Annotated in this window: 11 protein-coding genes; 3 read left to right on the top strand and 8 right to left on the bottom strand. The window is 65.1% G+C overall.

The genetic code is table 11. From position 1 onward, the window contains the following. Window positions 1-27 precede the first annotated feature (27 nt). From UNPA324_RS13535 to hpaR, 6 genes are all read right to left on the bottom strand, one after another. Window positions 28-3,297, bottom strand: a complete 3,270-nt coding sequence (locus UNPA324_RS13535; RefSeq protein ID WP_141934879.1) for a transglutaminase family protein — start codon at window positions 3,295-3,297, stop codon at window positions 28-30. 288 nt (window positions 3,298-3,585) lie between these two features. Further along, on the bottom strand, window positions 3,586-4,890 hold the full coding sequence (locus UNPA324_RS13545; protein ID WP_181769389.1) for a methyl-accepting chemotaxis protein: 1,305 nt from the start codon (window positions 4,888-4,890) through the stop codon (window positions 3,586-3,588). After that, window positions 4,868-5,386, bottom strand: coding sequence for a PAS domain-containing protein (locus tag UNPA324_RS13550; RefSeq protein ID WP_128917056.1), 519 nt, complete (start codon window positions 5,384-5,386; stop codon window positions 4,868-4,870). Before UNPA324_RS13550 ends, UNPA324_RS13545 begins: the two co-directional genes overlap by 23 nt. Window positions 5,387-5,613: 227 nt before the next feature. Further along, a complete protein-coding gene (locus tag UNPA324_RS13555; RefSeq protein WP_128917055.1) occupies window positions 5,614-7,137 on the bottom strand; it encodes a UxaA family hydrolase in 1,524 nt (507 codons plus the stop codon). Window positions 7,138-7,309: 172 nt separating this feature from the next. Continuing rightward, window positions 7,310-8,086, bottom strand: a complete 777-nt coding sequence (locus UNPA324_RS13560) for an HpcH/HpaI aldolase family protein (RefSeq protein WP_141934881.1) — start codon at window positions 8,084-8,086, stop codon at window positions 7,310-7,312. A gap of 115 nt (window positions 8,087-8,201) precedes the next feature. Beyond that, window positions 8,202-8,720, bottom strand: coding sequence for a homoprotocatechuate degradation operon regulator HpaR (gene hpaR, locus UNPA324_RS13565; protein WP_128917053.1), 519 nt, complete (start codon window positions 8,718-8,720; stop codon window positions 8,202-8,204). 111 nt (window positions 8,721-8,831) lie between these two features. Between hpaR and hpaH the strand changes: the two genes are divergently transcribed. The 3 genes from hpaH to UNPA324_RS13580 all read left to right on the top strand — a co-directional run bounded on the left by hpaH (window position 8,832) and on the right by UNPA324_RS13580 (window position 11,783). Further along, on the top strand, window positions 8,832-9,638 hold the full coding sequence (gene hpaH / locus UNPA324_RS13570) for a 2-oxo-hept-4-ene-1,7-dioate hydratase (RefSeq protein ID WP_141934882.1): 807 nt from the start codon (window positions 8,832-8,834) through the stop codon (window positions 9,636-9,638). A 32-nt stretch (window positions 9,639-9,670) separates the two neighbouring features. After that, window positions 9,671-10,069: a 5-carboxymethyl-2-hydroxymuconate Delta-isomerase gene (locus tag UNPA324_RS13575; RefSeq protein ID WP_128917051.1), complete on the top strand. Its 399-nt coding sequence runs from the start codon at window positions 9,671-9,673 to the stop codon at window positions 10,067-10,069. A gap of 85 nt (window positions 10,070-10,154) precedes the next feature. Continuing rightward, window positions 10,155-11,783: a thiamine pyrophosphate-dependent enzyme gene (locus UNPA324_RS13580; RefSeq protein WP_141934883.1), complete on the top strand. Its 1,629-nt coding sequence runs from the start codon at window positions 10,155-10,157 to the stop codon at window positions 11,781-11,783. Between the two features lie 122 nt (window positions 11,784-11,905). On the opposite strand, the gene alkB is transcribed toward UNPA324_RS13580, so the two are convergent. Both alkB and UNPA324_RS13590 read right to left on the bottom strand, forming a co-directional pair. Continuing rightward, complete coding sequence (gene alkB, locus UNPA324_RS13585; protein ID WP_141934884.1) at window positions 11,906-12,559, bottom strand: DNA oxidative demethylase AlkB; 654 nt, start codon at window positions 12,557-12,559, stop codon at window positions 11,906-11,908. A 9-nt stretch (window positions 12,560-12,568) separates the two neighbouring features. Next, the gene (locus UNPA324_RS13590; protein WP_141934885.1) at window positions 12,569-13,312 is read right to left on the bottom strand and encodes a 2OG-Fe(II) oxygenase; all 744 of its coding nucleotides are present in this window, start codon (window positions 13,310-13,312) and stop codon (window positions 12,569-12,571) included. Window positions 13,313-13,326: the final 14 nt, after the last annotated feature.

Raw genomic sequence — 13,326 nt, forward strand, 5'->3', positions numbered from 1 at the left:
GCGCCTCTCCCTGCCCCACCATCATACTCATTGCAGGAGCGGGGTACGCAAGTCGAGGGTCAGCGGGAACTCATTTGTGCGTTCCTCGGGGGGCGGCTGGACCGGCCCCGGCGTATGGCCGTGGTCCTGGAAGCGCGCCAGCCGCCGCGCCTCGGCCTCATAGGTGTTGACCGGCTTGGTGTCGTAGCTGCGCCCGCCCGGATGGGCGACGTGGTAGACGCAGCCGCCGAGCGAGCGGCCGTTCCAGCTGTCGATCAGGTCGAAGGTCAGGGGCGCGTGGACGGGGATGGTCGGGTGCAGGCCGGAGGCCGGTTGCCAGGCCTTGAAGCGGACGCCTGCGACAGCCTCGGCCGAGCGGCCGGTCGAGGTCATGGGCAGGCGGCGGCCGTTGCAGGTGACGATGTGGCGGCCCTCGACGAACCCCTCCGCCTTGACCTGGAGCCGCTCGACCGATGAATCGACATAGCGCACGGTGCCGCCGGCCGAGCCCTCCTCACCCAGCACATGCCAGGGCTCCAGCGCCTGGCGCAGTTCCAGCGTGACCCCGCCATGATGGACGCGGCCGAAGGCGGGGAAGCGGAATTCGAGCTGGGCCAGATACCATTCCGGCTCGAACGGGTAACCGAACTGCTTGAGCTCGCCGAGCACGTCTAAAAAATCGCCCCAGATGAAATGCGGCAGCATGAAGCGATCATGCAGCGCGGTGCCCCAGCGCACGAACTTGCCGTGTTGCGGCTCGCGCCAGAATTTTGCGATCAGCGCCCGGATCAAGAGCTGCTGCGCCAGTGACATGCGCGGGTCGGGCGGCATTTCGAGCGCGCGGAATTCGACAAGGCCGAGCCGACCGGTCGGTCCCTCCGGTGAATAGAGCTTGTCGATGCAGATCTCGGCGCGGTGGGTGTTGCCGGTGATGTCGACGAGCAGATGTCGGAACAGGCGATCGACCAGCCATGGCGGCGTCTGGGTGCCCGGAGGCGGCACGTGCGAGAGCGCGACCTCGAGTTCGTAGATGCTGTCGTGCCGGGCTTCGTCGATGCGCGGCGCCTGGCTGGTCGGGCCGATGAACAGGCCGGAGAAGAAATAGGACAACGACGGATGCCGCTGCCAATACAGCACGAGACTCTTCAAGAGATCGGGCCGGCGCAGGAACGGCGAGTCCTGCGGGCTCGAGCCGCCGACCACGACGTGATTGCCGCCCCCGGTGCCGGTGTGGCGGCCGTCGACCAGGAAGCGGTTGGCGCCGAGGCGAACTTTCGCGGCGTCCTCATAGAGGCCACAGGTGATGTCGACCGCCTCGCGCCAGTTCTTCGCCGGCTGGATGTTGATCTCGATGACACCAGGGTCGGGCGTCACCTTGATCACCTCGATGCGCGGATCGAACGGCGGCGGATAGCCTTCGACATGAACCTGGCGCTGCATCTCCCCGGCCGTTGCTTCGAGGGCCGCGACCAGCTCGAGATAGTCCTCGATGCGCTCGACCGGCGGCATGAAGGCGCAGAGCACGCCGTCACGAACCTCCACCGACATCGCGGTGCGCACCGGCACGGCCGTATTGAGCTGCTCGGGCGCGACCCGCCGCGGCGATTCCGGACGCGCCGGGGGCGTGAACACCGGCAGCTTGCCGCGCGGCTCCATCGGGTCCTGCTCGACGATGTAGGGATATTGATTGGGCGGGACGTGGCCGAGCGAGCCGATCGGCAAGCGCAAGCCCAATGGTGAATCGCCCGGCATCAGGAACAGATGATTGCGCCGGAGTTGCCAGCGCTCGCTGCGCCAGCGCGGCGGCGCGTTCCAGCGCTGCACCGGCAGCACGAAGCCGCGCGGCGTATTCAGCCCCTCGTCGAACACGCGCGCCATGCGCGCGCGCGCCTCGGGATCGGACAGTTTGGAATCGGAGGGATCGACGTTGACGGGAAGCTCAGCCTCCTTCTGAAGCCAGTGGGCCGTGTCCTCATAGGCTGGCATGATGTAACCGGGATCGAGCCCGAGCCGTGCCGCGGTGGCCTCCATAAAGGTCTCGGCATCCTTCGCCTCGACGCGACGCGGATTTTCGATGCTGGCGATCAGGTCGGCATTCTTCCAGATCGGCACGCCGTCCTTGCGCCAGTACAGGCCAAAGGCCCAGCGCGGCAGGCTCTCGCCGGGATACCATTTGCCCTGGCCGTAATGCAGCAGACCGCCCGGCGCGAAACGATCGCGCAGGCGGCGGATCAGATCGTCGCCAAGCGCGCGCTTGGTCGGGCCGACGGCTTCTGTATTCCACTCCGCCGCTTCGAGATCGTCGACCGAGACGAAAGTGGGCTCACCGCCCATGGTGAGCCGCACGTCCGCGCTCGCGAGATCGCCATCGACCTGCTCGCCGAGATCGTTGAGCCGCGCCCAGGATTCGTCGGAGAACGGCTTTGTGATACGCGGCGCCTCGCGGATGCGCTTCACGCTCATGTCGAAGGCGAACTCGACCTCGGCAAAGCCGGCGCCGCCCGAAATTGGCGCGGCCGAGCGATAATGCGGCGTGGCGGCAACCGGGATGTGGCCTTCGCCCGCGAGCATGCCCGAGGTCGCATCGAAGCCGATCCAGCCGGCGCCGGGCAGATAGACCTCGGCCCAGGCGTGCAGGTCGGTGAAGTCGTTCTCCACTTCCGGCGGTCCCTCGATCGGATCGATGTCGGGACGAATCTGGACGAGATAGCCGGAAACGAAGCGCGCGGCGAGCCCGAGATGACGGAAGGTCTGGATCAGGAGCCAGGCGGAGTCGCGGCATGATCCGGCTCCCGAGGCGAGCGTCTCCTCCGGGGTCTGCACGCCCGGCTCCATCCGGATGATGTAGCGGATCTTCTTCTGCAGCTCGCGATTGAGCTCGACCAGGAAGTTGACGGTGTTCGGAGCGTCCTGCGGGATCGTATCGAGATATTGCGCGAACAAGCGGTCCGGCCCGATCGTCTCGAGATACGGTGCGAGCTCGGTCTTGAGATCTTTCGGATACTCGAACGGAAAACTGTCGGCGTAGGGCTCGACGAAGAAGTCGAACGGATTGACCACCGTCATCTGCGCGGTGAAGTCGACCTCGATCTTCAACTCGGTCGTCTTCTCCGGGAAGACGTAGCGGGCGAGCCAGTTGCCCTGCGGATCCTGCTGCCAGTTCACGAAATGGTTGGATGGCGAGACCTTGAGCGAATAGCTCAGGATCGGCGTGCGCGTATGCGGCGCCGGGCGCAGGCGGATGGTCTGCGGACCGAGGTCGATCGGGCGGTCGTATTTGTAGTGCGTGACATGATGCAATGCGACGTAGATCGACACGGGGTGCGGTGCTCCAGCAGCTTTTTTGAGCAGAACACCTGATGTGGGTGCGATCAAGCACTAACAACGGGCAGCGCGTGCCTAGGAAGTATCCGGGCTACACGGACAGTATCGTAGAGTGGGCAAAGCGAAGCGTGCCCACCGCTTCTGTTGCGGTGTGGATCGATGGTGGGCACCGCGCAAGTGCGCCTTTGCCCACCCCACAATTCTGCCTGGGGTGGTAGGTCCCGGATCGGCGCGCGCTTTAGGGCGCGCTTGTCGGGACGACAGCGGTGGGGGACGCGGCCGTTACGCCGCCGAGGTCAGCCGCTGCAAAAACTGCGTCACCTCGCGGCGGAGCGTCTCGACTTCGCCGTGGACGCGCTCGGAGGCGCTGTTGACGCGGCTGGCGACGCGCCCGGTGTCGGCGGCGGCTTCGCTGATGCCCGACACGTTGGAGGACACCTGCGAGGTGCCGGCGGAGGCCTCGTGGACGTTGCGGGCGATCTCGCGCGTCGCGGAGCCCTGCTGCTCGATCGAGGCTGCAATGCTCGCGGTGATGCCGTCGATCTCGGCGATGGTCTGCGCGATCACCTCGACCGCCGCGACCGAATTAGTCGTCGATTGCTGCATCTCGCCGACCTTGGCGCTGATCTCCTCGGTCGCCTTCGCGGTCTGGTTGGCGAGGCTCTTGACCTCGGAGGCCACCACCGCGAAACCGCGCCCGGCCTCGCCGGCCCGCGCCGCCTCGATCGTGGCGTTGAGCGCGAGGAGATTGGTCTGCGAGGCGATCTCGCTGATCAGCTTGACGACGTCGCCGATCCGCAGCGCGGCATCGGCGAGGGAGCGAATTTCGTTGCCGGCACGATTGGCTTCGTCGACGGCGCGTCCGGTGCTCGTGGTCGAGCCGGCCACCTGGCGGCCGATCTCCGCGATCGAGGATGCGAGCTGTTCCGCCGCGCTCGCCACCGTCGCAACGTTGCTCGAGGCCTGATCGGACGCGCTGCGCATGCCGGAGGTCTGGCGATTGGTCATCTCCGCTGCCGCGGCCATCTGGCCGGCGTCGGATTCCAGATCGGTCGCCGCGCTCATGAGGCTGCCGGCAACCTCGTCGAGATGCGTGCCGAACTGCTTTGCAAGGCCCGCGATCTCGACCACGCGGCGGCCGAGGCCGTCGGTGCCGGCATTGATCACGGTGGCCGAGCGGCGGAACGATCCGGGCAATCCGCGCGCGAGGATCTTGCGGAAATACTTGCCGCGGCTGGCATAGTCCATCGATGCCGAAGCCTCGCGGACGAAGGCGTCAGTGATGTCGAGCATGTCGTTGACCGACTTCTGGATGGCGCCGATCCGCCCGGCCTGGCGCTCGCTCAGGATCCGCGCTTCAAGATCGCCGCGCGCCGCCTTGCGGCAGACATCGGCAACCTCATCGACGGCCACCGCCGCGCGATGCTGGCACCAGAGGCCGTAGCCGAGCAGCAGGATCGCCGCACCGAGCGGCGCTGCACCGATGATTCCGCTCCAGCCGAGCAACGAGACGACGAACGCGACGCTGGCGAGAAGGCACGCCACTGCGGTCGCCCCCTGCGCCTTAGAGAGAGAGCACAAATTCATCGTAACCGACACCGTTTTGCTTGAGCAGACCGACCATCATGTCGAAGCTCGCACGCATGCCCTCCTTGGCATTGGCGTGGCGCGCCTCTTCCGCGCAGAGCGCCTTGTAGATCGGTTTGATTTTCTCGACCGGCGCCGGATCGGGCCTGCGTCGATTGGAATGATAGCCGATGATGTTGCCGCGATCGTCGAGCGTCGGGGTGACATGGGCGAACACCCAATAATGGCTGCCATCCCCGGCGAGGTTGACGACGTAGGCGAAGATTTCCTGCTTGGCCTCGAGCGTATCCCACAGCAGCTTGAAGACGCAGCGCGGCATGCCCGGATGGCGGATCAGGCTGTGGGGCGCGCCCATCAGCTCCTTCCAGGGATATTTCGCCATGCGGAGGAAGACGTCATTGGCGTAGGTGATGCGGCCTTTGAGATCTGTCTTCGATACGATCAGCTCCTCCTCACCGAGGAGATTTTCCACCCCAGTAGGACGTATCGCTTGCATCGTTTGATCCCTGAACAAAGGCCGGCCCCACCACGCTGTGGAGCCGCATCACCCCCTGTCTACGGCAACAATGTTAATCAGATGTAAGTTTGGGAACCTCGGGACGGAGACGCGTGCCTCCGTATCATTACTTAGCGAGCAATCGTTGCATCTCGCGCAACCACACGCGTTGCCTATCGCTTGATTCAATTGCGACTGCGTTGCGATTGCGCCGGACCCAGGCCCGACTACATCGTCGCACCCAGCACCCAGGGCGCGAATTCGGCGCCGCCGAAATCAAAACTCTCGCTCTTGGTCGGCTGCCCCGAAGCCGTCTTGAGGACAAGATCGAAAATGCGCTGGCCGCATTGCTCGACACTCTCCTCACCTTCGAGGATGGTGCCGCAATTGACGTCCATGTCCTCTTCCATGCGCTTGTACATCGGCGTGTTGGTCGCGAGCTTGATCGAAGGCGCCGGCTTGCAGCCGAACACGCTGCCGCGGCCTGTGGTGAAGCAGACGAGATTGGCGCCGCCGGCGACCTGGCCGGTCGCGGCGACCGGATCGTAGCCGGGCGTGTCCATGAAGACGAAACCCTTCTTGGTGATGGGCTCGGCGTAGCGCAGCACCTCGACGAGGTTGGTGGTGCCGGCCTTGGCCATCGCGCCGAGCGACTTCTCCAGAATGGTGGTGAGGCCGCCGGCCTTGTTGCCGGGGCTCGGATTGGCGTTCATCTCGGCGCCTTCGCGCGTCGTGTATTCATCCCACCAGCGCATGAGGTCGACCAGCTTCTCGCCGACCTCGCGGCTCACGGCGCGGCGGGTGAGCAGATGCTCGGCGCCGTAGGTCTCCGGCGTCTCCGACAGGATCACGGTGCCGCCGTGGCGGACGATGAGATCGCTGGCGGCTCCTAACGCGGGATTCGCCGACACGCCGGAATAGCCGTCCGAGCCGCCGCATTGCAGGGCCACGGTAAGCTCGCTCGCCGGCACGGTTTCGCGCTTGACCTTGTTGGCGTCGGCCAGCGCCTCGCGCACGAAGGCGATGCCGGCTTCGACCGTCTTGCGGGTGCCGCCGACCTCCTGGATATCCATCGCGCGCAGGCGGCCGGCGAGCTTCTGCTCTTCCATCAGACCGCCGATCTGGTTCACCTCGCAGCCAAGACCAAGCACGATGACGTGAGAGAAATTGACGTGCCGCGCATAGCCGCCGAGGGTGCGGCGGAGCAGCGCGAGCGGCTCGTTCTGCGTCATGCCGCAGCCGGTCTTGTGGGTCAGCGCGACCACGCCGTCGACATTGGGGAAGTCGGCGAGCGGATTGTCGCCGGTGAAGGGATTCTTCTTGAAGACGTCGGCGACGAGACTCGCGACATGTGCGCTGCAGTTCACCGAGGTGAGGATGCCGATATAGTTGCGCGTGGCGACGCGGCCGTCCGGGCGGCGGATGCCTTCGAACGTTGCCGGCAGGTCGAAATTCGGCGTCGGCTTGACGTCGGCGCAATAGGCGTAGTCCTTGGCGAAATCGCCCATGCCGCAATTCTGCACGTGCACGTGCTGGCCCGGCGCGATGGCTTGCGTGGCAAAGCCGATGATCTGGCCGTAACGCTTGACCGGCTCGCCCAATGCGATCGGCTTGATCGCGACCTTGTGGCCGGAGGGAATGCGCTCGACCGTCGTCACGCCATCGGCCACCATTGTCCCCGGCGGCAGGCTGGCGCGCGCGATCAGCACGCCATCATCGGGATGCAGGCGGATGACGGGGCTGATGGTCATGGCAGGTCTCCTTGGGTCTTCAAAGTATCGTGCCCCGGACGCAGCGCAGCGTGAAACGATGCGCTGCTGATCCGGGGCCCGGTGTTACGTCGTGTGCGGCGTTGGCTTCTGGGTCCCGGCTCTGCGCTGCATCACTTCGTGCTGCGGCGCGTCCGGGACACAGTAAGAGAGGTTAAGCCTTGCCGCCCGAATCCTTGCGGGTCGCATTGACCTGCATCTTGGCGTAGGTCGTCATCAGGCCGACTTCGTTCGAGAGCGTCACCAGCTTGAAGCCCATGTTGATGGCGCGCGCTGCGCCTTCGGCGCCGCTGCAATGGATGCCGGGGTTGAGGTCGCGCTTGCCGCATTCCCTGATGATCTTCTCGTAGATCGCGAGGATCTCGGGCTCGCTGCGGTCAAGCTTGGGCTCGAGGCCGTAGGAGAAGCCGAGATCGGACGGGCCGATATAGACGCCGTCGATGCCCTCGACATCGAGGATCGCTTCCATGTTCTCGACCGCAGTTTTGGTCTCCATCATCGGCAGCAGAATGGTATCGGCATTCGCCGTCTTCTGATAGGAGCCGGCGGTGCCGTACATGCCGGCGCGGATCGGGCCGTTGGAGCGCACGCCCTGCGGCGGATATTTGGAATAGGAGACCAGGTTCCTGGCTTCCTGCGGGGTGTTGACCATCGGGCAGATCACGCCATAGGCGCCGCCATCGAGCACCTTGCCGATGATGCCCGGCTCGTTCCAGGGCACGCGGACCATCGGGGTGATCGGATGCTTGTCCATGGCCTGGAAGCACTGGACCATCGACAGATAATCCTGCACGCCATGCTGCATGTCGACGGTGACGCTGTCGAAGCCGCATTGCGCGATCATCTCGGCCGAGAAGCCGGAGGGAATCGCAAGCCATGCGTTGACCACGGCCTTGCCCGACTTCCAGATCTCTTTGACTTTGTTCGCCACGTTGCCTTTCCTTCCCTGTTGCTCTCACTCGCCGCGGATCGGGTTGGGCCGCACTTTGAGCGAAAAAAAGCGTGAATGTCCATGGCTCTCGCCGCGCACGCACGCATATCTGGGTTCATCCCTCCGCGAGGGTATCATCCGCGCTTCCGAGCCCGGCAAGGCTCTGTTCCAGCGCGCCGAGCATCTCCTGCAATTCGGCGAGCTTGCGTGCGCCAAAGCGCCGCGTGATCTCGGCATAGATCGCCTCCGAATTCGGCGCCACGGCGGCCATCAGCTTCACCCCCTCTTTCGAGATCGAGACCATGCTGCGGCGCTGGTCCGCTTTCGCGGTCTTGCGCTCGATCAGATTGCGCGCTTCGAGATCGCGCAGGATACGCGACAAACTCGGTCCGAGCAGGAACGCCGTACGCGCGAGTTCCGTGACCTCGACCGCGTCGATCGCCGCCAGCGCGCGCAGGATGCGCCATTGCTGCTCGGTCAAGCCGTGCTGGCGTAGCGAGGGACGAAACTGCCGCATCACCGCTTCGCGGGCCCGCAGCAGCGACATCGGCAGCGAGCGCGAAAAATCGCGCATCGGCACCTGCCGCGCGGCAGGCGCGCTTCCATTCGCTGGATCAGCCGGTTTCTTCACCATGGTGCCCTTTCAAACCGCAGGAAGTTTGCGGTGCAGCAAACCGGAATGGGGTTTGACGCATTCATTTAACATGTTAAGCATCTCCCGGCACCTCAATTTGTAAGATCGCAAATGGCGCTTTCTCGCGACGATATCCAAGCTTGCGCAAGGCGTCTGCACCAGGCGGAGAAGACCCGCACGCAGATCCGGCAGCTCTCACAGGATTTCCCTGATATCACCATCGCCGACGCCTACGCGATTCAGAAGGCCTGGGTCGACATCAAGATCGCGGAGGGGCGCCTCGTCAAAGGCCACAAGATCGGCCTGACCTCGAAGGCGATGCAGAACGCGCTCAATATCGACGAGCCGGATTCCGGCGTGCTGCTCGACGACATGTTCTTTGCCGATGGCGGGATCATTCCGACCGAGCGCTTCATCGCGACGCGGGTCGAAGCCGAGCTCGCCTTTGTCATGAGCAAGCACCTCTCAGGCCCGGACTGCACGATGTTCGACGTGCTCAATGCCACCGACTTCGTCGTGCCGGCGCTGGAGATTCTGGACACACGGATCGAGCGCGTCGATCCCAAGACGAACGCGACGCGAAAGATTTTCGACACCATCGCCGACAATGCGGCGAATGCCGGCATCGTGCTCGGGGGACGGCCGATCCGCCCGCTCGACGCAGACCTGCGCTGGATCGGCGCGCTGTGTTTCAAGAACGGTCAGCTCGAGGAAACCGGCCTTGCCGCCGGCGTGCTCAATCATCCCGCGACCGCGGTCGCCTGGCTCGCCAACAAGATCGCGCCGCTCGGGCTGGCGCTCGAACCGGGTCAGGTCGTGCTGGCGGGCTCCTTCATCCGTCCGATCGAGACCCGCAAGGGCGACACAATTCAGGCCGACTATGGCGCCTACGGCTCGGTCAGCTGCTACTTCGCGTAAAGCAATAAGACGACACAGGGAGTGAAACCGCGATGCCGCATTTCACCATCGAATATTCGGCCAATCTCGACGGCCGTCTCGATATGAAGCTGGTGTGCGAAGTGGTGCGCAAGGCAGCTAGCGAGACCGGCATCTTCCCACTCGGCGGCATCCGCGTGCGCGCCATCCGCTGCGAGTATTATGCGGTCGCCGACGCCAGGCAGGACTACGGCTTTCTCGACATGGTGCTGCGCATCGGCGAGGGCCGCGACCTCAAGACGCGGCAGCAGGCCGGCGAGCACGTCTTCCAGGCGCTCTCCCGCCATCTCGATCCCGTCTTTGCCGCCAGCAAGTTCGCGTTGTCATTCGACATGCAGATCAACGACAAGGACACCAGCTGGAAGCGCAACAACATCCACGACGCCCTGAAAGCGGAAGCACAAGCGGGCTGATGTTTTTTCGAAGCCGCGGGCGTCCGAGTTCTGCCAAAATGGCATTGTCGAGGATTCCTCAACCCAATTGAAGTGGATGAATGCAATGACCACCCTCACCGGCGGCGAAGCAATCGTAAGCGGCCTGGTCGCCCACGGCGTCGACACCGTGTTCGGCCTGCCCGGCGCGCAGGTCTACGGCCTGTTCGACGCCTTCCACCAGGCCCAGCTCAAGGTGATCGGTGCACGGCACGAACAGGCCTGCGGCTACATGGCCTTCGGCTATGCGCGCTCCAGCGGCAGGCCCGGCGTGTTCAGCGTGGTGCCCGGCCCCGGCGTGCTCAATGCGAGCGCGGCGCTGCTCACCGCCTTCGGCTGCAACGAGCCGGTGCTGTGCGTCACCGGCCAGGTGCCGACGTCATTCTTGGGCAAGGGCCGCGGCCATCTGCACGAGATGCCCGACCAGCTCGCCACCCTTCGCACCTATGTGAAATGGGCCGACCGGATCGAATATCCCGGCAACGCGCCGACGGTCGTGGCGCGCGCCTTCCAGGAGATGAATTCGGGACGGCGCGGCCCCGCCTCGGTCGAGATGCCCTGGGACGTCTTCACCCAGCGTGCGGACACGGCCTCAGCGCAGGTGCTGGAGTCCCTACCGGCCCCGCCACCCGACCCCGATCTGGTGAAACAGGCGGCCGCGCTGATCAAGAACAGCAAAGCGCCGATGATCTTCGTCGGCAGCGGCGCGATCGAGGCCGGCGAGGAGATCCTCGAGCTCGCCGAGATGATCGATGCGCCCGTCGTCGCCTTCCGCAGCGGACGCGGCATCGTCTCCAACGCGCACGAGCTCGGCCTGACCATGGCTGCGGCCTACAAGCTTTGGCCGGCAACCGATTTGATGATCGCCATCGGCACCCGCGCAGAGCTGCCGGCATCGGGCTTCCGCTGGCCCTATCAGCCGAAGGGGCTGAAATCCATTCGGATCGACATCGACCCGACCGAGATGCGCCGGGTCGTGGTCGATGCCGCCATCGTCGCCGATGCCAAAGCCGGAACGGCCGATCTCGTCACGGCGGTGAAGAAGGCCGGCTATGCGCGGACCCGTGGCCGGCGGGAGGACATCCGCGAGGCCACCGCGACCGCGCAAGCGGAGATCCAGCGCATTCAGCCGCAGATGGCGTATCTCAACATCCTGCGCGAGGTGCTGCCGGCGAATGCGATCGTGACCGATGAATTGTCGCAAGTCGGCTTCGCCTCCTGGTACGGTTTTCCGATCTACCAGCCCCGCACCTTCATCACCTCAGGCTACCAGGGCACGCTCGGCTCGGGCTTCCCGACCGCGCTCGGCGCCAAGGTGGCCAATCCTGACAAGCCGGTGGTGGCGATCACCGGCGACGGCGGCTTCATGTTCGGCGTGCAGGAGCTCTCCACCGCCGTGCAGTTCAACATCGGGGTTGTGACGCTGGTGTTCAACAACAATGCCTACGGCAATGTCCGCCGCGACCAGCGTGAACGTTTCGACGGCCGTGTCGTGGCGTCCGACCTCGTCAATCCTGATTTCGTCAAGCTCGCGGAGTCCTTCGGTGTGGCCGCAGCGCGCGTGACCGCGCCGGATCAGTTCAAGGCGGCGATGGAGAGGGCACTCGCGCATGGCGGGCCGTATCTGATTTCGGTGGAAGTGACCAGGGATTCCGAAGTCAGCCCGTGGGCGTTCATCCACCCGCCGAAGCCGTGAGGACCCTCATGGTGAGGAGGCGCGAAGCGCCGTCTCGAACCATGAAAGGCCCTGCTGCTGCAGCTCGGCCTTCATCCTTCGAGACGCGCGCAAGAGCGCGCTCCTCAGGATGAGGAGATAGATCACCGCGTCCTGCGAAACGTCAGATTGATCCGCTTCGCCCCAAGCAGCGCGTGCTCGCCGTCGGCGAGCGGGGCGACGCCGTGATAGGCGAGCCTGCTGGCTCCGCCCCAGACCGCGACGTCGCCGTGCACCAGCCGGAAACGCCGCGGCTTGTCGTTGCGCGCCATGCCGCCGAACAGGAAGGTCGCGGGCAGTCCGAGCGAGACCGAGACGATCGGCGCCGAATAGTCCAGCTCGTCCTTGTCCTGATGCAGCGACAACCGCGTGCCGGACTCGTAGCGATTGACGAGGCAGGCATCGGGCGCGAAGTTTTGGAAGCCGCCCTGCTCCGCCGCGCGGCGGGCGAGATCGCGCAGCACGGCCGGCATCGCCGGCCATGGCGCACCGGTTCGCGGATCGATCGGATCGTAGCGGTAGCCGGTGTGATCGGTGATCCAGCCGCGCTCGCCGCAATTGGTCATCGCCACCGACATCTGATAGCCGCCGGGCGTGGTCATCCGCCGGAATGGCGACTGCGCCACGATGGCGCGCACCGCGTCGATCAGCTCACCCTCGATCGGCTTGACGAATCCGCGCAGCAGCACGGCGCCGTCGGCGATCTCCTCGCGTGACGGCTGCGCCTCGGCGACGCTGTCGAACAGATCAGCCGTCAATCGTTGCACTCATTTGGCATCATGAAAGATCACACCCAACGTGTGGCGCTGGCCGGAACGAATCCGGCTGACACCATGGCGGAGATTAACGCGATAGGTGCCGCGTGTCCCCTGCACCGGGCGGTGATGCACGGCGAAGGCGACCGCATCGCCCTGCGCCAGCGGCACGACCTCGGCCCGCGACTGCATCCGCGGGCGCTGCTCGGTCAGCACGAACTCGCCACCGGTGAAATCGCGACCCGGCTCGGACAGCAGGATCGCGACCTGGATCGGAAACACGTGCTCGCCATAGAGGTCCTGATGCAGGCAATTGTAGTCGCCGGCCTCATATTGCAGCAGCAGCGGCGTCGGCCGCGCCTGTCCGGCCTCGTGGCAGCGTTTCAGGAATGCCGCAAGCGAGGCGGGATAGCGGATGTCGATCCCCATCGCCTCGTTCCAGCGATTGGCGACGCCCTGAAGATGTGCGTACAGCGTCGGCCGCAATTGCGCGATCAGGTCGGGCAGCGGATAGGCGAAATACTTGTATTCGCCGCGGCCGAAACCGTGGCGGCCCATGACGATGCGGCTGCGGAAATGCGTATCGTCCGGGTAGAGCGCGGCGATGGCGCGGCACTGCTCCGGCGTCAGGAGGTTCTCCAGGACGGCACAGCCCTGGGAGCCGAGTTCGGCGGTGATCTGCGGCCAATCGAGGGTGTCGACATGGTTTGCGGGGTCGAGTGCGGGCTGGGCTGATTTTCGTGCGGTCATGGTCATAACAACCACCTTTG

Origin of the sequence: Bradyrhizobium sp. UNPA324 (assembly GCF_006658635.1) — a bacterium.
GTDB classification, from domain to species: Bacteria; Pseudomonadota; Alphaproteobacteria; order Rhizobiales; family Xanthobacteraceae; genus Bradyrhizobium; species Bradyrhizobium nanningense.